The 23,609-nt window shown below is 66.6% G+C and carries 31 protein-coding genes and 1 tRNA gene; 7 read left to right on the top strand and 25 right to left on the bottom strand.

Features of this window, described 5'->3' with window-relative positions:
- From bla to ASE91_RS12810, 6 genes are all read right to left on the bottom strand, one after another.
- Window positions 1–855, bottom strand: coding sequence for a subclass B3 metallo-beta-lactamase (bla, locus tag ASE91_RS12835; protein WP_056626728.1), 855 nt, complete (start codon window positions 853–855; stop codon window positions 1–3).
- Window positions 852–1,655 (bottom strand): pyrroline-5-carboxylate reductase, encoded by an 804-nt coding sequence (gene proC / locus ASE91_RS12830; protein ID WP_056626726.1) that lies wholly within the window; start codon window positions 1,653–1,655, stop codon window positions 852–854. Before proC ends, bla begins: the two co-directional genes overlap by 4 nt.
- Window positions 1,652–2,152: a YbjN domain-containing protein gene (locus ASE91_RS12825; protein ID WP_056500364.1), complete on the bottom strand. Its 501-nt coding sequence runs from the start codon at window positions 2,150–2,152 to the stop codon at window positions 1,652–1,654. Before ASE91_RS12825 ends, proC begins: the two co-directional genes overlap by 4 nt.
- 61 nt (window positions 2,153–2,213) lie before the next feature.
- Complete coding sequence (locus ASE91_RS12820) at window positions 2,214–2,510, bottom strand: accessory factor UbiK family protein (RefSeq protein WP_056626724.1); 297 nt, start codon at window positions 2,508–2,510, stop codon at window positions 2,214–2,216.
- 42 nt (window positions 2,511–2,552) lie between these two features.
- A complete protein-coding gene (locus ASE91_RS12815; RefSeq protein WP_056626722.1) occupies window positions 2,553–3,107 on the bottom strand; it encodes a TspO/MBR family protein in 555 nt (184 codons plus the stop codon).
- A gap of 39 nt (window positions 3,108–3,146) precedes the next feature.
- The gene (locus ASE91_RS12810; RefSeq protein WP_056626719.1) at window positions 3,147–3,935 is read right to left on the bottom strand and encodes a TlyA family RNA methyltransferase; all 789 of its coding nucleotides are present in this window, start codon (window positions 3,933–3,935) and stop codon (window positions 3,147–3,149) included.
- A 177-nt stretch (window positions 3,936–4,112) separates the two neighbouring features.
- Between ASE91_RS12810 and ASE91_RS12805 the strand changes: the two genes are divergently transcribed.
- Window positions 4,113–4,781, top strand: coding sequence for an RBBP9/YdeN family alpha/beta hydrolase (locus ASE91_RS12805; RefSeq protein WP_055995296.1), 669 nt, complete (start codon window positions 4,113–4,115; stop codon window positions 4,779–4,781).
- An 8-nt stretch (window positions 4,782–4,789) separates the two neighbouring features.
- On the opposite strand, the gene ASE91_RS12800 is transcribed toward ASE91_RS12805, so the two are convergent.
- The 7 genes from ASE91_RS12800 to ASE91_RS12770 form a co-directional block, all read right to left on the bottom strand.
- Complete coding sequence (locus ASE91_RS12800; RefSeq protein WP_056626717.1) at window positions 4,790–5,203, bottom strand: hypothetical protein; 414 nt, start codon at window positions 5,201–5,203, stop codon at window positions 4,790–4,792.
- Window positions 5,200–7,122, bottom strand: coding sequence for a 1-deoxy-D-xylulose-5-phosphate synthase (gene dxs, locus ASE91_RS12795; RefSeq protein WP_056627188.1), 1,923 nt, complete (start codon window positions 7,120–7,122; stop codon window positions 5,200–5,202). The genes ASE91_RS12800 and dxs overlap by 4 nt, the downstream gene beginning before the upstream one ends.
- Window positions 7,123–7,208: 86 nt before the next feature.
- On the bottom strand, window positions 7,209–7,679 hold the full coding sequence (locus tag ASE91_RS12790; RefSeq protein ID WP_055995302.1) for a Fur family transcriptional regulator: 471 nt from the start codon (window positions 7,677–7,679) through the stop codon (window positions 7,209–7,211).
- A gap of 40 nt (window positions 7,680–7,719) precedes the next feature.
- Entirely contained in the window at window positions 7,720–8,100 is a 381-nt protein-coding gene (locus tag ASE91_RS12785; RefSeq protein WP_055997110.1) for a MerC domain-containing protein, read from the bottom strand.
- Between the two features lie 101 nt (window positions 8,101–8,201).
- Window positions 8,202–8,468: a UvrB/UvrC motif-containing protein gene (locus tag ASE91_RS12780; protein ID WP_055995305.1), complete on the bottom strand. Its 267-nt coding sequence runs from the start codon at window positions 8,466–8,468 to the stop codon at window positions 8,202–8,204.
- A gap of 31 nt (window positions 8,469–8,499) precedes the next feature.
- Complete coding sequence (locus ASE91_RS12775; protein ID WP_056626715.1) at window positions 8,500–8,817, bottom strand: DUF2218 domain-containing protein; 318 nt, start codon at window positions 8,815–8,817, stop codon at window positions 8,500–8,502.
- Window positions 8,814–9,356: a PadR family transcriptional regulator gene (locus ASE91_RS12770; RefSeq protein WP_056627186.1), complete on the bottom strand. Its 543-nt coding sequence runs from the start codon at window positions 9,354–9,356 to the stop codon at window positions 8,814–8,816. The genes ASE91_RS12775 and ASE91_RS12770 overlap by 4 nt, the downstream gene beginning before the upstream one ends.
- Window positions 9,357–9,453: 97 nt before the next feature.
- Here ASE91_RS12770 and ASE91_RS12765 point away from each other — a divergent pair, with 97 nt between their 5' ends.
- From ASE91_RS12765 to ASE91_RS12750, 4 genes are all read left to right on the top strand, one after another.
- A complete protein-coding gene (locus ASE91_RS12765; protein ID WP_056626712.1) occupies window positions 9,454–10,758 on the top strand; it encodes a replication-associated recombination protein A in 1,305 nt (434 codons plus the stop codon).
- The gene (locus ASE91_RS12760) at window positions 10,755–11,099 is read left to right on the top strand and encodes an MmcQ/YjbR family DNA-binding protein (protein ID WP_056626708.1); all 345 of its coding nucleotides are present in this window, start codon (window positions 10,755–10,757) and stop codon (window positions 11,097–11,099) included. Before ASE91_RS12765 ends, ASE91_RS12760 begins: the two co-directional genes overlap by 4 nt.
- Window positions 11,081–11,962 carry a hypothetical protein gene (locus ASE91_RS12755; RefSeq protein WP_235530473.1) on the top strand — a complete coding sequence of 294 codons (882 nt, stop codon included), beginning with the start codon at window positions 11,081–11,083 and terminating at the stop codon, window positions 11,960–11,962. The genes ASE91_RS12760 and ASE91_RS12755 overlap by 19 nt, the downstream gene beginning before the upstream one ends.
- Before the next feature lie 90 nt (window positions 11,963–12,052).
- Window positions 12,053–12,126 (top strand) — tRNA-Thr (locus ASE91_RS12750).
- A gap of 32 nt (window positions 12,127–12,158) precedes the next feature.
- Here ASE91_RS12750 and ASE91_RS12745 read toward each other — a convergent pair.
- Complete coding sequence (locus ASE91_RS12745) at window positions 12,159–12,839, bottom strand: response regulator transcription factor (protein WP_056626704.1); 681 nt, start codon at window positions 12,837–12,839, stop codon at window positions 12,159–12,161.
- Window positions 12,836–14,347 carry a sensor histidine kinase gene (locus ASE91_RS12740; RefSeq protein WP_056626701.1) on the bottom strand — a complete coding sequence of 504 codons (1,512 nt, stop codon included), beginning with the start codon at window positions 14,345–14,347 and terminating at the stop codon, window positions 12,836–12,838. Before ASE91_RS12740 ends, ASE91_RS12745 begins: the two co-directional genes overlap by 4 nt.
- A gap of 228 nt (window positions 14,348–14,575) precedes the next feature.
- Between ASE91_RS12740 and ASE91_RS19675 the strand changes: the two genes are divergently transcribed.
- Window positions 14,576–14,731 carry a hypothetical protein gene (locus ASE91_RS19675; protein ID WP_156357827.1) on the top strand — a complete coding sequence of 52 codons (156 nt, stop codon included), beginning with the start codon at window positions 14,576–14,578 and terminating at the stop codon, window positions 14,729–14,731.
- Window positions 14,731–14,937 (top strand): hypothetical protein, encoded by a 207-nt coding sequence (locus tag ASE91_RS12735; RefSeq protein ID WP_156357826.1) that lies wholly within the window; start codon window positions 14,731–14,733, stop codon window positions 14,935–14,937. The genes ASE91_RS19675 and ASE91_RS12735 overlap by 1 nt, the downstream gene beginning before the upstream one ends.
- A gap of 13 nt (window positions 14,938–14,950) precedes the next feature.
- Here the strand turns inward: ASE91_RS12735 and ASE91_RS12730 are convergent, their stop codons facing one another.
- Genes ASE91_RS12730 through ASE91_RS12685 form a run of 10 tightly spaced genes read right to left on the bottom strand, consistent with a single transcriptional unit; the run spans window position 14,951 to window position 23,511 of the window.
- Window positions 14,951–15,217 carry a hypothetical protein gene (locus ASE91_RS12730; protein ID WP_156357825.1) on the bottom strand — a complete coding sequence of 89 codons (267 nt, stop codon included), beginning with the start codon at window positions 15,215–15,217 and terminating at the stop codon, window positions 14,951–14,953.
- Window positions 15,218–15,225: 8 nt separating this feature from the next.
- Window positions 15,226–16,230 (bottom strand): chemotaxis protein CheB, encoded by a 1,005-nt coding sequence (locus tag ASE91_RS12725; protein WP_235530472.1) that lies wholly within the window; start codon window positions 16,228–16,230, stop codon window positions 15,226–15,228.
- Between the two features lie 33 nt (window positions 16,231–16,263).
- Window positions 16,264–16,701 (bottom strand): chemotaxis protein CheW, encoded by a 438-nt coding sequence (locus ASE91_RS12720; RefSeq protein ID WP_056626692.1) that lies wholly within the window; start codon window positions 16,699–16,701, stop codon window positions 16,264–16,266.
- A gap of 26 nt (window positions 16,702–16,727) precedes the next feature.
- Window positions 16,728–17,090, bottom strand: a complete 363-nt coding sequence (locus ASE91_RS12715; RefSeq protein WP_055995337.1) for a response regulator — start codon at window positions 17,088–17,090, stop codon at window positions 16,728–16,730.
- Window positions 17,091–17,119: 29 nt separating this feature from the next.
- The gene (locus ASE91_RS12710; RefSeq protein ID WP_082449317.1) at window positions 17,120–17,677 is read right to left on the bottom strand and encodes a chemotaxis protein CheD; all 558 of its coding nucleotides are present in this window, start codon (window positions 17,675–17,677) and stop codon (window positions 17,120–17,122) included.
- Window positions 17,665–18,693 carry a protein-glutamate methylesterase/protein-glutamine glutaminase gene (locus ASE91_RS12705; RefSeq protein WP_056626687.1) on the bottom strand — a complete coding sequence of 343 codons (1,029 nt, stop codon included), beginning with the start codon at window positions 18,691–18,693 and terminating at the stop codon, window positions 17,665–17,667. The genes ASE91_RS12710 and ASE91_RS12705 overlap by 13 nt, the downstream gene beginning before the upstream one ends.
- Window positions 18,690–19,553 carry a CheR family methyltransferase gene (locus ASE91_RS12700; RefSeq protein WP_056626685.1) on the bottom strand — a complete coding sequence of 288 codons (864 nt, stop codon included), beginning with the start codon at window positions 19,551–19,553 and terminating at the stop codon, window positions 18,690–18,692. Before ASE91_RS12700 ends, ASE91_RS12705 begins: the two co-directional genes overlap by 4 nt.
- Window positions 19,550–21,715, bottom strand: coding sequence for a chemotaxis protein CheA (locus ASE91_RS12695; protein WP_056626683.1), 2,166 nt, complete (start codon window positions 21,713–21,715; stop codon window positions 19,550–19,552). The genes ASE91_RS12700 and ASE91_RS12695 overlap by 4 nt, the downstream gene beginning before the upstream one ends.
- Window positions 21,716–21,730: 15 nt before the next feature.
- Window positions 21,731–21,994 (bottom strand): STAS domain-containing protein, encoded by a 264-nt coding sequence (locus tag ASE91_RS12690; RefSeq protein ID WP_235530471.1) that lies wholly within the window; start codon window positions 21,992–21,994, stop codon window positions 21,731–21,733.
- Window positions 21,995–22,035: 41 nt separating this feature from the next.
- A complete protein-coding gene (locus ASE91_RS12685; protein WP_055995352.1) occupies window positions 22,036–23,511 on the bottom strand; it encodes a methyl-accepting chemotaxis protein in 1,476 nt (491 codons plus the stop codon).
- Window positions 23,512–23,609 lie beyond the last annotated feature (98 nt).

Genomic DNA, 23,609 nt, shown 5'->3' with positions numbered 1-23,609 from the left:
TCAGCGCGCTTCGTCGATCAGCCTCTTGTCGAGACGCCGGGTCGCGGCGGCGGCGTAGGCGCGGCAGCCGTTCGGGTCGACCAGCGGCTTATCGCCTGCCAAGCGCTCCGCCATGTCGCTTGCCGCCGGATGCGGGGTAAGGACGATATCGCACGACAGCGCCGCCACCTTGGCGATCGTCGCGCGTAGCCGTGCGACATAGGCGGGGTGGTCGCGAAAGCGGTAGGCATCCGACGATACGGCGGACAGGCTGTCGGCAAAGACGACGGTGCGGCAGATCTTTCCCGCACACGAACGCCACGACCAGCTCATGCCGTCGGGCGAGTGACCGGGGGTCAGATGCGCGGTCAGTCGGATCGGGCCGAGCGTAACCGGCTGGCCGTCGGTCAGGACGCCGGCGACCGGAACGCGATCGACCGGAGACAGGATGTCGCGCTGCGGATCGTCGCCCGCGAACCGGCCGCGTTCGATCACCTCACGCGCCGCGGCACTTGCGAGCAGTTTCGCACCAGTCGCGCGACGCAGCGCGGCGAGGCCGCCGGCATGGTCGATATGACTGTGGCTCATCAGCAGCAGCTTCACATCCTGCGGTCGGAAACCCAGCCTTCGGATGTTGCCGACGATAGACGGCACCGCTTCGGCCGTCGCGGCGTCGATGACGATATGGCCGTGCGGCCCGGCAATCAGCAGCACGGTAATGCCACAGGTGCCGATGTCGTAGACGTTGCCGAAGATGCGGACCGGCGGCGCGGGATCGCTCCAGCCGTCCTTACCGGCGCATTGTCGCGCGCGGGCAGCGACGTCGGCGGGCGGGGTTGCGGCCGGCATCGCCGCGAGCAGCATCGCGCCGATCATCCTCTCGCCGCCGCCGCCATCTCCGCATTGCGCCGTTCGGACGCAGCAAGGGTCGCGGCGAGCAGGCGTTTCAGCGCGTCGCCTTCGTCGAGGACGTTCAGCCCCTGCCGCGTCGAGCCGCCGGGACTGGCGACACGATCGGCGAGCGTTGCGGGCGAGGCATCGCTTCCTGCCGCCATCGTCGCCGAACCCTGCACCGTGGCGATGGCGAAGCGTTGCGCCTGATCAGAGGGCAGACCAAGCGCCGCGCTCGCCGCCGCCAGCGCGTCGATGAAGCGGAACACGAACCCCGGTCCGCAGCCCGACAAGGCGGTTACGGCATCGAACAGCGTGGCATCGTCGATCCATTCGACCAGTCCGAGCGGCTGCATCAGCGCTTCGGCAGTCGACCGGGCATTGCCATCCGATCCGTGCGAGTGGAGCGCAACCACCCCCTGCCCGATCGCGACCGGCAAATTGGGCATGGCGCGCACGATCGTCGCTGCATCGAACCGGCGGGCGAGCGCGGCTTCCTCGACACCGGCGAGGATCGAGATCAACAGCGGCACGCCGGCGAGGCGGGGGGCCAGATCGGGCGCGATCACATCGAGTTGCTGCGGCTTGACCGCCAGCACGACGATCGCCGGACGCGTTTCGGGCAGCGTGATCGCATGGGTAACGCCCGCCGGAACCTCGCGCGGGCTGCGGGTTACGACCGTAATCGCCGCCGGATCGACGCCGTCCGCGATCCAGCGATCGAGCATCGCCCCGCCCATATTGCCGCAGCCGATCAGCCACAGCGATCCGGGCAGTGCGGTCATGCCTCGCCCTGCGTCTCGATCATCGACGCAGCAATGGCTTCCTTCGGCGTCTTGCCGCCCCACAGCACGAACTGGAACACCGGGTAGAAGCGTTCGCATTCGTCGATCGCGGCGTCGATGATCAATTCGGCCTGATCGATGGTCAGCGCCGGCTCGTCGCCCAGCATCGCGGCATGGCGATACAGCAGGATACCGCTCGACGACCAAAGCTCGAAGTGGCCGATCCACAACTGTTCGTTGATCAGGCCGATGGTTTCGTAGATCGCACCGCGCCGTTCATCCGCGACGCGAATATCGGGCAGCGCGAGGAATTGCAGGACGCCATCTTCTCCTCGCCAGATCGCGCGGAGTTCGAATTCGGTCCAGCTACCCTTCACGTTCGCGACGATCTCGTCGCCGTCCCGCTCATGCTTCCAGCCGTGCGCCGCGAAATAGCGTTCCAGCGTATCGATCGGAGCGGCGTCGTCGCCGTCCTCTTCCACTTCGTCCAACATCATCCCCACGTCCTAGCCGCGCGCGTCGCCCTCGTCACGCGCCACGGCGGACGTGCGGCACGAATCAAAGCGCGCCTTCGCCGGCACCCGACGTGTCGGCCGTCAGCGGCTGTGCGACGGCCTGCTTGCCTTCCAATGCACTGAGCCGGGCGCGCAGCGCATCGGCTTCGTCACGGGCGGCGACGGCCATGGCCTTCACCACTTCGAATTCGTCGCGGCTGACGAAATCCATGCCGCCGAGAAACGTCTTGGCCCGCTCGCGCGCTGCCGCCTCGCCCTCACGGGCCATGCCGGCGATGGTGCCGGCGGCGCCGTTCACGAACTTGGCGAAATCGTCGAACAGGCGGTTGTCGGACTGCATGGATAATCCTTTTCGTTGGCGAAGGCGGGAAACCGCCTGCCGTCAAAGTGCGATTTGGGTGGAATGGGCCGGCGGCACAAGGGTTTCCGCATCGGGATTGCGCCGGTCGATCTGCCAGTTCAGCGCCGATGCGACCACCAGCCACGCCAGATACGGCACCAACAGCCACGCCGCGAGCGGACGGATGCGGCCAAAGGCGAAGGTCGTGGCAAGCGCGGTGAAGAACAGCGCGACGATCAGGATCAGCGCAAGGCTGACCTGATGCGCGCCGAAGAAGAGCGGCGACCAGACGAGGTTCATTACCAGCTGCACGACGAACAGCGCGATGGCGATGCCCCGCCCCCGCGCGCCGCGCGCGCTCAGGATGATCGCCAGCGAGAAGCCCATCGCCACGTACAGGATCGTCCAGACGACCGGGAAGGCCCAGTTCGGCGGCCGCAGCGCCGGCAGGTCGAGCATCCGGTACCAGCCGTTATCGTCGCCGGCGACGACCAGCTGGCCCGACGTGAAACCCAGCAACAGGATCAGCGGCACGCATATGACGGCCCATCGCAGGAATTCCGAACGCAACTGCCACTTCGACGCGATCTCGTTCATCCCGTACCCCGGTGCCGGCCACACGCCTTGTGCGGTCGTTCAGGCGGCATTGCTTGCTGTGTGCGCTGCGTCATTGCAAGTGTCCGTAGTGGATTCGGGCGCGGTGGCGGCGATGAGGAACTCGATATTGCCTTCGGGCCCGGTAATCGGGCTGCGATCGATACCGATCACCTGCCAGCCGATGCCGGTCAGCCACGCCGCGACCTCGTCACAGACGCGGGCGTGGATGGCGGGATCGCGGACCACGCCGCCCTTGCCGACCTCTTCGCGCCCCGCCTCGAACTGCGGCTTGATGAGGGCGAGCAACCGCCCGCCGGGCTTTACGAAGCCGAGCGGGACGGCCAGCACCTTCGACAGGGCGATAAAGCTGGCGTCGCAGACGACCAGATCGACGGGTTCGGGAATATGCGCGGGCGTCAGCAGTCGTGCGCTCAGCTGTTCGAGGACGACGACGCGCGGGTCCTGTCGCAGCTTCCATGCAAGCTGGTTGGTGCCGCTGTCGACGGCATAGACGCGGGTCGCGCCATTGGTCAGCAGCACGTCGGTAAAGCCGCCGGTCGACGATCCGACATCGACAGCGATCGCGCCGGTCGCGTTCCAGCCGAAATGGTCGAGGCCATGCGCCAGCTTGACCCCGCCGCGCGATACCCAGGGATGATCGCGCCCGCGCACGTCGAGCACGGCGGCGTCGGGAAGCTGCTGTCCCGGCTTGTCGACCTTGCGGTCGCCGACGAAGACTAGTCCGGCCATGATGAGCGCCTGCGCCCGGGTGCGGCTCTCGGCGAGGCCGCGATCGACGAGCATCTGGTCCGCGCGTTGCTTTGCCATGGACGGCGCATGGCGCGGCTTTCGGTTTGTCGCAACCCTCGATCCACTCGCCGATTGGCTATTGCCTATCATTGCAGTAGGAATATGTTTGCTGGTGAAGGCCGACCCGGCCCCGATCCCTCCCCTAAAGCTGACGGGTCGGCCTTCATCGAGAGCGAACCGTACAGGAGCGTGACGATGGCGCAGTTTTCGACACCCCCGACCGCCTTGCCGACGGTGCTGACCGTGCCGGGATTGAATGGCTCCGGACCGTCGCACTGGCAGACCCTGTGGGAACAGTCGCGGCCGGACACGGCGCGCGTCGAGCTGGGATTATGGTCGCGCCCGTTGCGCAATGCGTGGGTGACGAAACTGGATCAGGCCATCCGGCAGGCGCAGGCGCCGGTGGTGTTGGCGGCACATTCGCTCGGTTGCCTCGCGGTCGCGTGGTGGGCGCAACTGTCGGGGCAGCCTTATGGCTGGCCGGTCGCGGGCGCGTTGCTGGTCGCGCCGGCGGATGTCGACCGGCACGGCGCACCGATGGAATTGCAGGGTTTCGCGCCGACGCCGCGCTTCTCGCTGCCCTTCCCGTCAATCGTCGTGGCGTCGACCGACGACCCGTGGGTGTCGATCGAACGCGCCCATTCGATGGCGGCCGATTGGGGCAGTCATTTCATCGATGCCGGCCCGCAAGGGCATCTGAACGCCGCCAGCGGCATCGGCTGGTGGGAAGAGGGTCAGGAATTGCTCGAACGGGTCATTTCGGCATCGGGCGACGGGCATGGCCATGTCCGCCTGCCCAGCGACGCGCGGTCGGTGCTGGCGATCAACGCAACCGACGCGGCACAGGGGCAGTTTTTGCGTTAACCCGCGCATCAGATGCCTGCGTCGACCTTAGCTTGCATATATTGAGCGAGGTCGCGCAGGTCGTGAAGTGCCGAGACCTGGTCTGGATCTTCCGATCCAAGTATCGGCAGGTTCAACAAGAAGGCCGCATCGGAGACAAACTTACCGAGATCTTCTGGATCGACGCCCAGGAAGCGTAGAAAGTCGTCGTCGGGATGCGGAACCACGCCCGATCCGTACAAATGGGAGACGGCGACGCGGACCGCTGCGGCTACTGCCAACGATACGCCGTTGCCGGCGACCATCGTGTCGAAGTCCGCCTCGCTCCAGCCGCCACGATACGCTTTGGCGGCGCGAAATCGCCGCCACATCCGCCAGTTGAACCAGCCGACCGCGATCACCGCCAACGCGATGATCGCGACCGCCTTTTGCGGGCCGGTCATGCGCGGACTTCTGTGGCCCCGCTTTCGTTCCAGCGCAGCGCCTGCAGCACGGTGTCGACGATCTGCGGCGCGTTGAGGCCGGCCTCGTCATATTGCTTCTGCGGGGCGTTCTGATCCTGGAATGTATCGGGCAGGCGCATCGTGCGCAGCTTCAAGCCGCCGTCGATCAGGCCGGCGTCGCTGGCGAAGGTCAGCACATGCGCACCGAGTCCGCCGACCGCGCCCTCCTCGACCGTCACCGCGACCTCGTGCGTGGTCAGCAGGCGGCGGATCATCGCTTCGTCGAGCGGCTTGGCGAAGCGCAGGTCGGCGACGGTGGTCGACAACCCCTTCGCCTCCAGCGCGTCGGCGGCCTTCAGCGCTTCTTCCAGCCGGGTGCCGAGCGACAGGATCGCGACCTTATGCCCCTCGCGGACCAGCCGCCCCTTGCCGATCTCCAGCTTTTGCGGGGTTTCGGGCAGCGCGACGCCCACGCCGTTGCCGCGCGGGTAGCGAACCGCGATCGGGCCCGCGTCATATTCGGCGGCGGTATAGGTCATGTGGACCAGTTCGGCTTCGTCGGCCGCCGCCATCACCACCATGTTGGGCAGGGTCGCCAGATAGGTCACGTCGAAGCTGCCGGCATGGGTCGCGCCGTCCGCCCCGACCAGCCCGGCGCGGTCGATCGCGAAGCGGACCGGCAGGTTCTGGATACAGACATCATGCACGACCTGATCATAGGCGCGTTGCAGGAACGTCGAATAGATCGCGCAGAACGGCCGCATCCCCTGCGCCGCCAGCCCAGCGGCGAAGGTCACCGCATGTTGTTCGGCGATACCGACGTCGAAGAACCGACCCGAATGCGCCTTCGCGAACTTGTCGAGGCCGGTACCCGACGGCATCGCGGCGGTGATCGCGCAGATGCGGTCATCGGTCTCGGCCAGCTTGCTCAGCGTTTCGCCGAACACGTTCTGATATTGCGGCGGGCCGGCCGGTGCCTTCACCTGCGTGCCGGTGATGACGTCGAACTTCTGCACGCCGTGATATTTGTCGGCCGCCGCCTCGGCCGGGCCATAGCCCTTGCCCTTCTTGGTCACAACATGGATCAGGATCGGCCCTTCGGCGGCATCGCGGACATTTTCGAGGACCGGGATCAGATGGTCGAGATTGTGACCGTCGATCGGGCCGACGTAGTAAAAGCCCAGTTCCTCGAACAACGTACCGCCGGTCGCCATGCCGCGGGCGAACTCATCGGTCTTGCGCGCGGCGGTATGCAGCGGACGCGGCAGCCGGCGGGCGATCTTCTTGAACGTCTCGCGTATGCCGAGAAACTCCCGGCTCGACACGATGCGCGACAGATAGGCCGACAGACCACCCACCGGCGGGGCGATCGACATGTCGTTGTCGTTGAGGATGACGACCAGACGGTTGCCGGCCTGTTCGGCGTTGTTCATCGCCTCATAGGCCATGCCCGCCGACATCGCGCCGTCCCCGATCACGGCGATGCCCTTGCCCGGCGTGCCCGCGATCTTGTTCGCGACGGCAAAGCCGAGCGCGGCCGAGATCGAGGTCGAACTGTGCGCCGCGCCGAACGGGTCGTATTCGCTTTCCGACCGTTTGGTGAAACCCGAAAGCCCCCCGCCCTGCCGCAGCGTGCGGATCCGGTCGCGACGGCCGGTCAGGATCTTGTGCGGATAGCATTGATGCCCGACGTCCCAGACGAGCCGGTCGGCAGGCGTGTTGAAGACATAATGGATCGCGACGGTCAGTTCGACGACGCCCAGACCCGATCCAAGATGACCGCCGGTCGTACCGACCGCACTGATGGTTTCGTGTCGCAATTCATCGGCGAGTTGCCGAAGATCGCCGGCGGAGAGCTTGCGAAGGTCGGCGGGCGTCTGAACGGTATCGAGCAGCGGCGTGCTAATTGGATCGGCCATCATCCTTGCTTATCGCAGGTCAGCCACAGTGTCGATTGTTCGTGGCACGCCGTTCGGACAAAGCGCGACAATGCTTCGGGAAAGCGTCAGTCGTGCACCGTTCCTGCACAGTCCGCGCACGTACCCCGAACCTCGATCACCGGGCGGACGGGCGTGAAGCCGGCCCCGCTGGCGGCGGAGCGGACGCTGCCGGTGATCCGGTCGTCGTCGATATGCGTCGTCTGTCCGCAGCGGTCGCAGACGAGGAAGATGCAGTCGTGGATGCAGTCGGGATGACTGTTCGCCAGATAGGCATTGGCGCTTTCGACCCGGCGGGCGAGGTTCGCGTTCACGAACAGGTCGAGGATGCGATAGACGCTGTTGGGGGCCACCCGCCGCCCCTGCGCCTTCGACACGGCATCGGCGATGTCATAGGCGGAAGCCGGTTTGTCGAACGAGGTGAGCACATCGAAAATGCTCGCGCGCATCGCGGTCCATTGTTCACCGGCGCGGGTCAGCGCGACTTCGGCAGCCTTGCTCCACGCGGGGCCGTGATGATCGTGATGCTCATGCGCCATCGCAATGAGATAAGCGGCTGCACCGTTGGCGGCAAGCCGGTCAGCAGCCGGCGCGGCGGTTCAGATGATGACCGTACGCCAGCAGCGCGACGCCGCTCAGGGTCGCGATCGCTTCGGGCACCCCGTGCGGCAGGGTCAGGGCCAGCGCCATCACGGCGAGCCCGACGCCGCCGATTGCGGTCGGCAGACGCTGGCCGTGGCGGAGATAACCGGCTCCCAGCGCGACGATGCCGAGCAGCACCGCGAAGGCGAGGCCGAGTTCGTGGATCGCGGGATGCAGCAACGCACCGCCGACCGAGGCGAGCAACGCCATGATCGCGATCGTCGTGACGCAATGCACCGCACACAGCGCCGACAGCACGATGCCGGCGCGGTCGAGGCGACCTTCGTGCAACCAGGATCGGGCGGTGGAACTGCGCATCGCCGCCTTATGCTCCCGATCGCGCGAAGATACAACATATCGCTTCATCGCGGTTCCAACGCCGTGTCGGTGCTTTAGTTCGATGCAAATCGCTACGAACGCTATCGTTTCCGCGTCACCATCGGATCGGGCTTTTTCGGCGGTTTCCAGCCGGCGGGCGGTTCAACCCGCTGGCGGCTGGTGCCCAGTCCCATTGCGCCCGGTTGCTGGCGGGTCAGGCCAGCGGTGTCCGCAGCGATCGCCGCCTCCGCCTGCGCACCGCCGCGCAGCAGGTTGATCCGGTCGCGCAGTCGCGATGCGGTTTCGAAATCCATTGCGGCGGCGGCGGCCTCCATCTGCTGGCGCAGGGTGTCGATCGAATCGGTCATGGGACCCGAACGCACGAAACCGCGCCGCGCCTCATCGCCAGTCGAACCCGAGCGGCGCTTCGCGAAAGGCGAAGCGATCGAGGTGGCGGGCGACGGCACCCTCCAGCCCCGCCAATTGCTCGGTCGAGGTCGCGTCGATGCGGACGGTCAACGCATCGTCGGCGGCGTCGAACGTCACCAGTGCGTCACCAGGATGATCGGCCCCGCGCGCGTCGCGGGGGAACGCGACCGTGCCGTGGTTCGCGTCGAATGCGACGGTCAGGTTGTGCTGCCAATGTTTGCAAAGCTGCTGCAGGTACCGGCTGGCATGGGCGGTCGCGACGATCGCGGTAGCGGTATGGTCAGTCACAGGCGTTCTACCTTTTGCGCGGCTTCGTCGAGGATGGCGGCGACCCGGTGGAGGGTTTCGGTGTCGACGTCCGCCGCCAGCCGATGATGGATCGCGGTGCGCAGATTCGCACGGGCGCGGTGGATCGGGCCGGCATCGGTGCGGGCGCGATGTTCGCCCAGTGCCGCAAGCCGTTCGAACAGTTCGCCGACCTGCGCCGCATCGGTCGTCAATTGCGCGGTGCCCGCTTCCGTCACCGCGAACCGCTTGCGCGTCCCCTCGCTCGCCTGCTCGTCGATCAGCCCCATGTCGGTCAGCAGCGTCAGCGTCGGATAGACGACGCCGGGGCTGGGCGCATAGGCACCGCCGGTCTTCCCCTCGATCGCGCGGATCAGGTCATATCCGTGGCGCGGCGTCTCGGCGATCAAGGCCAGCAGGACCAGCTTCAGTTCGTCACCGCCCAGCACCCGCCCGCGCGGTCCGCGCGGACCACCGTGTCGGCCACGCCCGCCCATGCCCGGCCCGCCGGTCCATGAATCATATCCCAATCCAAATCGCATCTTCATTCTCCGATATATCTTGAGCGGTAAGATATATCTGAAACAATCGCATACAAGATCAGCTTTCGGGTTTTTTCGCGCACCCTATATTGCCGGCATGGCCGACCTTTTCGCCGACTTCGCCCCGCCCCCGCCCGAAACGCCGAACGGTGGGCCGCTCGCCGACCGGTTGCGCCCGACAACGCTGGCGGAGGTGGTCGGACAGGATCACCTGACCGGCGCGGATGGCGCGATCGGGCGCATGGTCGCGGCCGGCAAGCTGTCGTCGATGATCCTGTGGGGTCCGCCCGGCACCGGCAAGACGACGATCGCCCGCCTGCTGGCCGATGCGGTAGGCCTGCGCTATTCCCAGATTTCGGCGGTGTTCTCAGGGGTCGCCGACCTGAAGAAGGTGTTCGCCGAGGCGCGCGACCATGGCCGGATCGGCAAACGCACGCTGCTGTTCGTGGACGAGATCCATCGCTTCAACCGCGCGCAGCAGGACGGTTTTCTGCCCTATGTCGAGGATGGCACCGTCACGCTGGTCGGGGCGACGACCGAGAATCCGTCGTTCGAACTGAACGCGGCATTGCTCAGCCGGGCACAGGTGCTGATCCTGCACCGGCTCGACGCCGCCGCACTCAACGAATTGCTGATCCGTGCCGAGGCGACGGAGGAACGCCCCCTGCCCCTGACCGATGCCGCGCGGGCGGCACTGGTGGCGAGCGCCGATGGCGATGGGCGCTTCCTGCTCAATCAGGCGGAGACATTGTTTTCGATCCAACTGCCCGAACCGCTCGACCCTGCCGGGCTGTCGGCGCTGCTGCAACGGCGCGTCGCGGTCTACGACAAGGACCGGGAAGGGCATTACAATCTTATCTCGGCGCTGCACAAGTCGCTGCGCGGATCGGACCCGCAGGCCGCCCTCTATTACATGGCGCGGATGCTGACGGCGGGTGAGGAACCGCTCTATGTCCTGCGCCGGCTGACGCGGTTCGCCAGCGAGGATATCGGCCTCGCCGATCCGCAGGCGCTGGTGCAATGCCTCGCCGCCAAGGATGCCTATGACTTTCTCGGCAGTCCCGAGGGCGAACTGGCGATCGTCCAGGCGTGCCTGTATCTCGCCACCGCGCCCAAATCGAACGCGGCGTACAAGGCGCAGAAGGCGGCCTTCGCCAGCGCGCGCGAGACGGGGTCGCTGATGCCGCCGCAGTCGATCCTGAACGCCCCGACCCGGCTGATGAAGGATATCGGCTATGGCAAGGACTATGCCTATGACCATGATCATCAGGACGGGTTTTCGGGCGCGAATTACTGGCCGGAGGAGATGACGCCAAAGCGGTTCTACGAACCGACCGGGCGCGGCTTCGAACAGCGGATCGCCGAACGCATGGCGTGGTGGGACGAACGGCGCCAGTCATGAGGGACTGGACCGAGGTCGTGGCGATCGGCTGCACTTTGCCAGGCGTCGAGCCGGGCAGCAGCTATGGCCGGCCGGCGCTGCGTTTCAGGAACAGGACGCTTGCGGGCACGACCGCGCCCGGGTCCGACAGCTTCGTGCTTCATGTCGCGGAAGGTGAGAAGGACATGCTGATCGAGACCGATCCGGCGACTTTCTGGCAGACCGACCATTATCGCGGCTGGCCGGTGGTGCTGGTGCGCTACGGAACCAATGCCAGCGATCGGATCGCGACGCTGCTGCACCGGGCATGGTGGGACCGGGCGACGGTCACCCAGCGCAAGGCGTGGGGCGAGCGGCCCTGACCCGGCGCTTCACCCGGTTCGCGGCGATCGACTGGTCGGGACAGGCGGTCGCGCACCCGGAGGGACTGGCGGTCGCCGAAATCGGTGACGCCGGCCCCGAACTGATCGTGCGCGAAGGCGGATGGTCGCGGGGCGCGGTGCTCGACTGGCTGGCCGGGCTGGCGGCAGCGCGAGCCGACATGCTGATCGGACTGGACCTGTCGCCGGCGCTGCCGTTTGTCGACCTAGACCGCTATTTTCCGGGCTGGGACGCGTCGCCGCCCGATGCACGGGCACTCTGGGCGATGGTCGACACGATGGCGGCGGACGATCCGTTTCTGGCGGCGTCGTCGGTGGTCGCCGATCCGGAACTGTCGCGGCACTTCCGGCGGCAGCGCGCGTGCGGCGACTTGTTCGGTGCCGGACGCGGGCGGTTGCGAGTGTGCGAGGAACGGCAGTTGCTGGCTGGGCTGTCGCCGACCAGCTGTTTCAACCTCGTCGGCGCGGCGCAGGTCGGGAAGTCGAGCCTGACCGGCATGCGCGTGCTGCACCGGCTGCGCGGTGCGATCCCGGTCTGGCCGTTCGATCCGCTGCCCGATGCCGGGCCGGTGATCGTCGAAATTTACACGACCATCGCGGCGCGGGCGGCGGGGGTGCGCAAGGGATTGAGCAAGTTGCGCGATGCTGCGTCGCTGGATGCGGCGCTGGCGGTGCTGGGCAGCCCCGCGCACGTTCCGATCGCCCGCTACGACGATCATGCCACCGACGCGTTGTTGAGCGCGGCTTGGTTGCGGCAGGTCGCGGGAGATGGCCGGTTGTGGACACCGGCCGGGCTGACGGCGCAGGTCGCGCGGACGGAAGGGTGGACGTTCGGGGTGCGGTGAGGCGGAGACCGTCGCGACGAGCGGGTCGAATATCCCGCCTCACCCGCCGTTGTGCTGAGGCACGCCGCTTGGTACAGAGCGCGAGGAAGTGCCCCGTTACGTTAATGGTAAACGGCTTCCTTTGTAACGAAGAGACGCGGGTTCGATTCCTGCACGGGGCACCACCATCCCTTATTTCCCGCTCGGGCGGACCAGCTTAGCGCGGTGGCGCGAGCCGGTACCCGACGCCCGGTTCGGTCAGGATCAGCCGGGGATCGGTCGAATCCTCCTCCAGCTTCTGCCGCAGATAGCCGATATAGACGCGCAGATACTGACTGTCCGCCGATGGCGATCCCCAGCCGACCTCGAGCAGCCGTTTGTGCGTGACGACCTGTCCGGCGCTCATCGCCAGCGCCTGCAACAGGTCGAATTCCTTGCGCGACAAGCGGATCGGCTCGTCTTCGATCCGGACCGACCGGGCATCGAAGTCGATCGCCAGCGGGCCGCTGTGATAGGTCCGCGGCTTCACCCGCACGCTGGCACGCCGCCGCACCGCCGCGCGGATGCGGGCGGTCAGTTCGCCGATCTCGAAGGGTTTGTTGACATAGTCGTCGGCCCCCCCGTCGAGCGCCGCGATCTTTTCGCTTTCCTGATGCCGCGCCGAAATCACGATGACCGATGCCGCACTGATTGCGCGCACCGCGCCGATCACGTCCTTCCCGTCCATGTCGGGCAGGCCGAGGTCGAGGAGGATCAGTTCGGGGTCGATCCGTCGTACCGCCTCGACAGCGGAGTCGCCGTCGCAGGCGGTTGCCACGTCATAGCCCGCCGCGCGCAACGTCGGCTCCAGCACCGCGACCAGCGACGGTTCGTCATCGACGATCAGGATGCGGGTCATGTCGCAGGCATTCCGCTGGCGATCGGCAGTTCGATAACGATCTTCGTGCCTCCGTTCGCCACGCCCGGCGTCTGCGCCGCGATCGATCCGCCCAGCGCCTCGACGAAGCCCTTGGCGATCGCCAGCCCCAGGCCGCTGCCGCGTGGCGATGCCTCGCTCCGGCGCACCCGGTAGAAACGCTCGAAAACGCGGACTAGGTCGTCCTCCGGAATACCGCAACCCTCGTCGGCGATGCCGATCCGGCAACGATCGCCCAGATCCTCGGCGCTCAGCACGATGCGGGTGCCGTCGGGACCATAAAGGATCGCATTGTCGAGCACGTTGATGAGCACCAGTTCGAACAGCGCCGGGTTCGCCGATACGACCAGTCTCGGGTCCATGCCGACCGTTTCGAACCGGCGGTTGCCGGCGCGCGGGCGCACGCGCTGGATGGCGACGCCGATCATCTCGGCAACGCCCAGCGTCTGCAACGATGCCGGATCGTCGCCGACCTCCAGCTTGCTCATTTCGAGCAGGTTCGCCGTGTAGCGATTGAGCCGTTCGCAATCGTCGACGATCTGGCGCAGAAACTGTTCGAACGTGTCGGCATCCAGCTTGTCACGGTAGATCAACAGGCTCGACGCCGAGGCGCTGATCGCGGTCAACGGCGTGCGGAAATCGTGGCTGACCGAATTGAGCAGCGCGGTCTTCAGTTCCTCGGCCTTCACCGTTGCGCGACGTTCGGCATTCTGTTCCGACAGGATGGCGCGTTCGAAGGCGACCGAAACGCTGCCGCCGAACGTCTTGAGCAGGGTCAGGTCCATCGGGCCAGCGCCGGTTTCCTCCAGCAGCAGGACACCGATCGCGCCTTCGCTGCCGTCCAGCCGGATCGCCACCAGCGGACGCTCGACCAGGATGCCCTCGTCGCTGGCGAGCAACGCCGCGATCATGTCGTCGATCGCACAAAGGGTCTCGTCCGGACCGACGCGGTCGAGACCGCCCGGCCGCAGCCGGAAGATCGTCAGGCGTGCGTTCAGGATCGGTTCGGCGACGCGGGCGAGCGCAGCGGTGATATCGACGACCCGCCCGGCCGATTGCAGCGCCCGACTGAGCCGCAGCAGGTTGGTCAGCCGGGCATTGCCGAGCCGCGCCAGTTCCGACCGGTCGCGCAACCGCCCGGCAAGGATACCGGTCACGATCGCGCACAGGTTGAAGATGAACAGCGGTGCCAGATCGCGTTCGGTGCCTAGCCGGAACGAGAAAGCAGGCTGGGTAATGAAGAAATTGAAGATCAGGAACGCCGCTACCGCCGCGATCAGCGCGCTGGACAGGCCGCCGACCGCCCCGGCGACAGTGACGCCCAACATGAACACCAGCGCAGCGGTGACCTCGTCATAATGCGCGGCGACCAGATTGCCGACCAGCGCGAGGACGAGGATGACGGTCGCGGTCGAGGCGAGCTCGTGCCGGTTCAGCGACAGTTTCAGTCCACGCGAGGCAAGGTCGGCGGTGATCGGATAGGACGGCATAGCGGCAGGCTGACTCCCACGAACGCGCCGCGGCACGGCCCGTACACCCGGACCACGCGTAGCCGGGCACTGGACGCCGTCCATACATAAGAAAGCTATAGTAACGGCTTAACAGGTCTTTGGCCTAGCGATCCGTTCGGGCATCGCCACGGCTGACTGCGCGGGACCAGTGTCCCGTCCGGCACCTTCCGCTGCCCTCCATATCTACGTCGTATCGGGAGAGGACCTATGCAGTGGCCGTTTATTTATCGTCAGCGTCTGACGGACGCGTTGCTCGACGCCGATCGTCGATTCAATCAGATCGACCGCGCAGCGCGGACCTATCGCGACGAACGCGACCGGCTGAAGGCGGCACTGTCCGCGGTCAGCAATTATCCGCATTGATGATGGTCGACATCGCCGCCTTCGTCGCGATTCCGATCGGCAACATCGTGATGACGATCGGCTTCCTCAAGCTGATCTGGGTATCGGACGGGGCGTTCGCCTATGCCGGCGGGGGCCGCGCGACGCGGAACCTGCCGGGTCTGGCATGGGTCGCGGTCGGGGCCGCGCTGTGTTTCCTGCCGCTGGCGCTGCGCTATCCGGGATAGCGTGACGCACCGGTCAGGCGGCGTGGCAACGTAGCCGCGCCAGCATGTCCTCCAGCGTCACTTCGGACAATTGATCCTGCCCGTCGCCACCGCGCAGCACGCTGGCGAGGTTGAGCAGGATCTGCGTGACGTGATCGATCGACTGCAACCCGGTCAGATGCCGGCGCAGCGTCGCTTCGTCGCTGCCGAGTTCGAAGGCGAGGTCGCCCAGCATCCGCGAGGCGCGCACCAGTTCTTCGGCCAGTGCGCCGCCCATCGGAATCGGCTGTGGAAAGGTCACGGGCGCGTTCATTTCGAGCACAGTTTCAGGACGCTGGCGGTCAGCGCGTCGGGCGCGACCGGCTGCGTGACCATACCCCGCGCCAGCGTGTGACCGCCGCCGCCCTCCGCCGGGGAAAAGGCATAGCTGCCCGCGCCCAGCATCGCCTTCAGACCGCCGCCGCCGTCTTCGCTGCCGTCGATCATCAGCACGCCGACCGCATTGGCCCCCGCCGCCTTGGCCGCAGCGGCGAACAGCAGCGAGATCGACGGACGCTCGCCCGCGACCGGATCGCGCGCCAGCAACCGCAGCTTGCCCGACGGCCAGGCGTCGACGACGACGTGATGGTCGCCCTGCGGCGCGAAATAGATCGTGCCCTGCTCGATCTTCATCCCGTCCTGCGCAACGACGACCTTCGGCGCGACCTGCGTCCCGAGCTTTTCGACCATGCCCTCGACCAGACCCGGCCCGAGATGCTGCACGACGATCGTCGGCGGGCAGTTGGCAGGAAACGCACCGAACATGCCGAACATCGACGCAGTGCTCGACGCATCGCCGCCCAGCACGATCAGGCGACCGTTCCAGTCGATCGGCGCCGCGGCCTTGGCCGCCGGTCCCTTGCTCTTCATCGGCGCATTGCGGGCCGACTTGATGCGCTTGCCCAGCTTGGCGATGATCGCGTTCAGTTCGGCCGGGGCCGCGACGCGCGGCTTGGGCAGGCAGTCGATCGCTCCCAGCCGCAGTGCCTCGATCGTCTCGCCCGCGCCATCCGTGGTGCGGGTGGAGAACATGATGACCGGCATCGGCTTCGATTCCATGATCTCGGCCAGATATTCGATGCCGCTCATGCCCGGCATTTCGACGTCGAGCGTGATGACGTGGGGTTTCAGCGACGCGACCATCGAACGTGCTTCCGCAGCACCATCCGCAAGGCCGACGACCTCCACACCCGGAATCCGTTCCAGCGCTCCCGAAATGAGCGCCCGCATGGTCAACGAGTCGTCGACGACGAGAACCTTGGTGCTTGCAGCCATGATGTCAGTGTCCCAAAAAGATTACGCGGTACTTCAGGCGGCTTCTGCGACCTGCTGGTCGACCAGACGGTCGAGCGCCAGCACCAGGATCATGCGATTGTCGATCGTCGCCAATCCTTCGAGGAAGCGCGAGGCTTCGGTGTCGCCCATGTCGGGGATCGGCTGCATCGCATCGGGATGGATCGACACGATGTCGTTGACCGCATCGACGATGATGCCCTGCAACTGTTCATCGATGCGCACGACGATGATGACGTGGCGGGCCGACGGATCGGTCATGCCCCAGTTCAGCCGGTGGCGCAGGTCGAACACCGGCAGCACGACGCCGCGCAGGTTCACGACACCGCGGACATAGGGCGGCACGTTGGGCAGCGGCGTCGCCGGCGACCATGCGCGGATCTCGCGGATCGCCATGATGTCGACGCCCAGAATCTGGTCGCCCAGCTGAAAGGTGATAAGTTGGCGGGACATGCTCTAATCCTCGGGCGGGAAACGGGTCAGTGCAGCACGCGGCGAATGGCAGCCGCGAGCTTTTCGGGGTGGAACGGCTTGACGATCCAGCCGGTCGCGCCGGCATCGCGGGCGCGCTGCTTCTTTTCGTCCGAGCTTTCGGTGGTCAGCACCAGGATCGGCAGGCTGCGACGCCCCTGCCCGCGCACTTCGGCGATCAGGCCGAAACCGTCCATGCGCGGCATGTTGATGTCGGTGATGAGCAGGTCGGGCTGTACGCCGTCGAGCTTTTCGAGCGCATGGACGCCGTCCTCCGCCTCGATCACGCTATAGCCCAGGTCGGTCAACGCCACCCGCAGCAACATCCGCATGCTGGGCGAATCATCGACGGTCAGGATCGTCTTTGCCACGGTAGGCTCCCTCGGTACGAAATCAGTCATCAAAAAAATTCCACGTCGCCGACGGCGGCGGGTGGCGGTGGTGGTTTGCGGACCACGATCACCGGCGGTGCCGCATCGACGACCGACCGGCACCGGGCCAGTCCGACCGCCGCGCGAAACTCGACGCGGCGTGCCCGCGTCCCCCCGACGTCCTCGCCGACCAGCGCGATCCGCTCGTTCCGCAGGAAGGTGCGGGCAAAGGCGATGTTGGCACCCCCGATATCACGAAATCCTTCCCGCATCGTTGCACCGCCGAAGATTCGTGCGCGCAAACGCGATCTTGCGGCACCCATGGTCAACATTGCGTTGATAAGTACTTCCATCGCGTAAACGCCGTAGCGTTGCATCGATGCCTGGTCCGATGCCGTGCCGTCCGCCAGCAGGTAATGGTTGATGCCGCCGATCTGCGCGACAGGATCGTAGAAGCAGGCGGCGACGCAGCTGCCCAGCACGGTGGTCAGCACGACATCGGGTTCGCGGCTGACCTGAGTCTCGCCCTGCGCCACGGTGACCCGGCGCAGACCGTCCCGCGCGGACAGGGCGTTCACAGCGCACATTCGGCGAGCAGCCGTCCGGCGATGCGGCGCAGCGGCAATTGTTCGGCAACGCCGCCGATCTGCCACGCGATGGCGGGCATGCCGTACACGACGCTGGTCGCCTTGTCCTGACCGAAGGTCATCGCACCGGCGGCACGCATCGCCTTCATCCCCTCCGCGCCGTCGCTGCCCATGCCGGTCAGGATCGCGGCGGTGGCATCGCGTCCGGCCAGACGCGCGACCGAATGGAACAGCCGGTCAACCGAAGGACGATGGCCATTGACCTTGTCGCCTTCCAACAAGCGGCAATGACGCCGGTCGCCGGTACCCGCCAGTTCCATGTGACGCTCACCACCCGGCGCGAGATAGATCTTGCCGACGCCCAGCACCGCGCCGGGGCGCGCTTCCTCGACGCTCGGCGCGCACAGCCGGTTGAGCCGGGCAGCGAAACTGGGTGTGAAGGTCGCCGGCATATGCTGAACGATCATCGTCGGCGGGCAGTTGGCGGGAAACGCCGACAGCAGTTCGATCAGCGCCTCGACGCCGCCGGTCGACGCGCCGATCGCGATCATCGATCCGGGACGCGGCGTATAGGTCGCACGTTCGTGAACGACCGGGGCCGCAGGCACGACCCGCGCGGCGGGCCGCGTCTGCGACGCCGCGCGGACCAGATCGGCAAGGTCCAGTCCGCTATGGTCGTTGTGCGCCATCAGCCGGTTCTTGTCGAAACAGTCGAACGCCCCCCGCTCCAGCGCAGTCAGGCTGGCCTCCGCGCCTTGCGCGGTCAGCGTCGACAACATCACGACCGGCGTCGGGCGCAGCCGCATCAACCGGTCGAGAAAGTCGAGTCCGCTCATCCCCGGCATCTCGATGTCGAGCGTCACGACATCGGGGTCGAGCGCCTTGATCTGGGCCCGCGCCTCGTCCGCGCTGGCGGCGGTGCCGACGACTTCGATCGTCGGATCGGCCTGCAGCTTGCGACGGATGATCGCCTGCATCGAATAGGAATCGTCGACGATCAGCGCACGGACGGTCATGCCGCCACCTTCTGATAGGCAGTGCGACCGATCGGACGGAATTTGTCGATTACCGCGCCGAGCAACCGCTCCGAATGACCAATGTACAGCATCCCCCCCACCTCCAGTCGGTCGGCGAGCCGGGCCAGGAGCTTTTCCTTCGTCGGTTCGTCGAAATAGATCATCACGTTGCGACAGAAGATCGTGTCGAACCGCCCCTTGATCGGCCAGTCGCCGAGCAGGTTGAGCGGCCGGAACGCGATCGCGTCGCGCAATAGCGGGTCGACGATCAGATCGTCGCCCTCCCCCCGGGTCCATGCGCTGCGCAGCGCGGCAGGCACGGTCCGCATCGTTTCCTTCGAATATTGCCCGGCCCGTGCCTTTTCGAGGACGCTGGGCGACACGTCGGTCGCCAGCATCCGCAGATCGGCCTTGAGCATTCGCTGCGCGAGGCTGCGGTCGGCACCGAACGCCGCCATCAGCCACGAATAGGGTTCCTCGCCGCTCGAACACGCCGCCGACCACAGGCGGACGCGGCCCCCCTTGTTCAGCCGGTCGACCAGCCCCGGCCAGATGCGCCCGACGAAATCCTCGAAATGATGGTTTTCGCGAAAGAAACTGGTGTGGTTGGTGGTCAGTGCATCGACCGTACGAGCGCGCTCTTCGGCGTCGCGGCCGATGAACGCGACATAATCGGCGAAGCTCGACAGGCCGCAGGCGCGGACCCGCGGCGCGATCCGGCCATAGACGAGCTGCGCCTTGCCGTCGGGCAACAGGATGCCGACCTCCTGATACACCAGCGCGGCGATCGCGCGGTGGTCGGCCGTCTGGAAGTCGAACTCCCGTGTCCGGCCGTTGTCGAGGGCGGCGGTGGCGCTCATGCGGCGATGGCCGCCGGCGCGCGGTTGGCGAAGCGGCTGCGCGACGTCAGCGCGTCGACGTCGGCGATCAGCGCGACGCGCCCGTCGCCGAGGATCGTCGCCCCGGCCACGCCGTCGATCGCCTGATAATTGGCCTCAAGGCTCTTTACGACGACCTGCCGCTGATCCTGGATCGAGTCGACCAGCAGCGCGGCCTGTCCATGATCGCCCTCGACCACGATCAGCACCGCGTCGGTGGCGTTGCGCTGCGCGCCGGCGATGCCGAGATGATCGGCGATACGCAGCACCGGCACATAGGAACCGCGCACGTCGAGCAGCGTCCCCTCCGGCCCCAGCCGGTTGAGCGTCAGCTCGGTCGGTCGCAGGCTTTCGACGATGTGGCCGAGCGGAATGACGAACGTCTGTTCGCCGACCGTCACGATCATGCCGTCCAGCACCGCCAGCGTCAGCGGCAGGCTGAGCGAGAAGCTCGACCCGAATCCTTCGCGCGACTGGATGCCGATGCGTCCGCCCAGGGCCTGGATGTTCTTGCGCACCACGTCCATGCCGACGCCGCGGCCGGAGACGTTGGTGATCGCCGCCGCAGTCGAAAAGCCCGGCGCAAAAATCAGGTTGTCGATCTCTTCATCGCTCAGGACCGCATCAGGCAGGATGATGCCCTTCTCGATCGCCTTGGCCTTCACCCGCGCCCGGTTGATGCCCTGTCCGTCGTCGGCGACGGTGATGACGATGCGGCCCGACTGGTGCGCGGCCGACAGGCGGACGACGCCCTCGGCCGGCTTGCCGGCGGCGACGCGCACGTCGGGCATTTCGAGGCCGTGGTCGACGGCATTGCGGATCAGGTGGGTCAGCGGCTCGCCGATGCGTTCGACGACGGTCTTGTCGACCTCGGTCATCTCGCCGTCGACTTCGAGTCGGACGCGCTTGCCGGTCTCGCCCTCCAGTTCGCGGACGATCCGCGGTACGCGGCTGAACACCGTCTTCATCGGCTGCGCGCGGATCGCCATCGTCGATTCCTGCAATTCGCGCGTCAGATGTTCGAGGTCGTTGAGCTCGGAAATCCCGCCCATCGCATTTTCCGCAAGACGCTGGGCGAGCATCGCCTGGGTGATGACCAGTTCGCCGACCAGGTTGACCAGACGGTCGAGCTTGTCGAGGTCGACGCGGATCGTCTGCGCCGCCGGGGCGACAGCCGCCGCGGCGCGCGGCGAGGCCTTCTCGTCCGCCGGAGCCGGCGCGACCGCAACAGGTGCCGGCGCGGCAGGTGCGGGTGCAGGTGCGGGCGGCGGAGCGACCGGTTCCTCGACCGCCGCTACCGGTGCGGTGACCGTGTCGAGCAAGTCGAACAGCGAATCGACATCGTCCATGATCGACGCTTCCGGCGCGCCCTTGCCGAGCGTGATCGCGTTGCTGTCCGAAAATTCGAAGACCGCACGGATATCATCCTCGGCAACGCTGGCGGGCAACGCCACGTCCCATGCCAGATAGCCGGTTTCGGGATCGAGCGCGTCGAGACCCGGCAGCGCGCTGCGATCGCACTGCGTCACCTTGCCACCCAGCAGCGTCAGTTCGCGCAGCAGCAGCAGCGGTTCGGCACCGTGTTCGAACGCCTTGGCACCCGGTTCGTAGCGCAGCCGCCAGCCGTCATCGGCATCGGCGCCCTCCTCGGACGGGGCGACATCGCCCAGCATCGACATCAGATCGTCGAAATCGTCGGAGATCGCCGGGGCCGGTTCGGCCGCAGCCGGGGCCGCTGCCGCCTTGGCCGAACCGCCATGCGCCGAGCCGCCGCCCGCCGCCGCCGACAGCCGGTCGAGCATCGCCGCGTCGGACGGCGGCGTTCCGCCATCGCGGGCGGCGGCGACATGGTCGGCCAGCATGTCGAACGCGCCCATGACCACGTCGAGCAGCGGTGAGGTGAGTTCCAGCGTGCCGTTGCGGATCAGGTCGAGCAGCGTTTCATATTGATGGGTATAGGCCTGCAGACGTTCGTGACCGAACGCCCCTGCCCCGCCCTTGATCGAATGTACGCAGCGGAAGACGGCGTTGATCGTTTCCGAATCGCGGTCGCCGTCGCGCAGCAACGCGAAATTGCCTTCCATCGCGGCGAGACCTTCCTCGCACTCCTGAAAGAAGATCTGCTGGATTGCGTCGAGGTCCATGGGTTCGCTCCGGAATCAGGCGGCGAGAAGGGTGTCGAGCGCGGCCAGCGTGGCCATGTCGGCAAAGGCGGGGCTGGCACCGACGATGCGGAAGTCGAGGCCGGCAAGGTCCGCCGCCGCTTCGGTGGCGGCAAGGATCTGTAGACAGGCTTGCCCGATCCGCTCGACCGCGGATGCGTCGAGGATAATCGACTGACCGGTGTCGATCGCGGCGCGCAGCGTCAGCCGAAGCGGAGCGGCGGCGGCGGTGTCGAGCACGGGAGCGAGTACGATAGGCATCGGAAATTCCTGTTCGGAAAAGACGTGGGTCGCCGGAGCGATCAGAATTCGGACCAGTCGTCTTCGTTGACGACCGGTGCAGCCGCAGCGGCTCCGCCACCGCCGCCAACAGCGACCTTCTTGCGCGATCCGCGGGCGATCTCACGGCCGACCTGCGCGGCGCGGGCTTGCAGGCGGTGCACCGCGCTCGGCATCTGCTGGACATGGCCGCCCCCGCCCATGCTCATGCCGCCGCGGTAGCTGCCGCTGTCGACCGTGAAGCGGGCGACCTGTCGCGCGAGCTCCTGTGCCTCTTCGGCAAGGGTCCGGGCAGCAGCGTTCGCCTGTTCGACCATCGCCGCATTCTGTTGCGTCACCCCGTCCATCTCGCCGACGGCGGTGTTGACCTGCTGGAGGCCGGTCGCCTGCTGATCGGCCGAGGTGGCGATGGTGCCGACCAGCGTGCTGATCTCACCGATGCGGTTGATGATCCGTTGCAGTGCCTTGCCGGTCTCGCTGACCAGTTCGACGCCCATGGCGACCTGTTCGGAAGAAGCGGTGATCTTGGACTTCACGTCCTTGGCCGCATCGGCCGACCGCTGGGCGAGTGCCCGGACTTCGCTGGCGACGACGGCAAAGCCCTTGCCCGCATCGCCGGCCCGCGCCGCTTCGACACCGGCGTTCAGCGCCAGCAGGTTCGTCTGGAACGCGATCCCGTCGATCACGCTGATGATGTCGCCGATTTCGCCCGAGGCGCGCTCGATGCCGTTCATCGCCTCCACCGCGCGTCGGACGACGTCCCCCGACTGTTCGGCTTCGTCGCGGGTTTCGATGACCACCATGTTGGCGCGGCTGGCACCGGTAGCGGTTTCCTTCACCGTGCTCGTGATCTGGTCCATCGCCGCGGCGGTCTCTTCAAGGCTGGCGGCCTGTTGCTCGGTGCGCTGCGACAGGTCGTCGGATGCCTGACGAATGTCGTTGGCTCCGTTGTTGATGCCGCTGGTCGCATCGCGCACGGCCGACAATACTTCGGACACCGCGTCCATCGCCGCGTTGAAATCGATGCGGAGGCGTTCGTAATCCGACGGGAAACTCTGTTCGATGCGATAGGTAACGTCGCTGGCGGCTAGACGCGACAGCCCCTGCCCCAGCGAACCGACCACCTGCTGCTGCGCGGCCGCCGCTTCCTTCACCACCCGGCCGTTCTCGCGGAATACTTCCATCGCCCGCGACATGCGACCGACACAGTCCTTATGGTCGGCGAAGCCGATCGGCGTGGTCAGGTCGCCTTGCGCGAGCCCCTCCATCCGTTCGACCGTGCCGACATAAGGTCCGCAGACGATGTTACGGAAAAGAACGCCGAGCACGATGGCAACGATGACGGTCGCGCTGGTGATGCCCAGCAACACCGGTTCGGACAGCGTCTCGTTGACGGCCAGCACCGTCGTGACGAACGGGACGCACATCAACGCGACATACACGATCCCCATGACGAGGAATTTCGTGCGGATCGGTGCGTCCTTGCTGAACCATCTCATCGTCAACCTGCTCCCCCCCGAAACGCTTCCGCACGGACGCGCTGTCGTATCGATCCACGGGTAGTAGCGGTGAGGCGATAACTTACGGTTAACGTCGA

The organism is Sphingomonas sp. Leaf62 (assembly GCF_001421915.1).
Taxonomy (GTDB): domain Bacteria; phylum Pseudomonadota; class Alphaproteobacteria; order Sphingomonadales; family Sphingomonadaceae; genus Sphingomonas.
The sequence above is the reverse complement of the archived record's forward strand: the minus strand, read 5'-3'. Positions and strand labels throughout refer to the sequence as shown.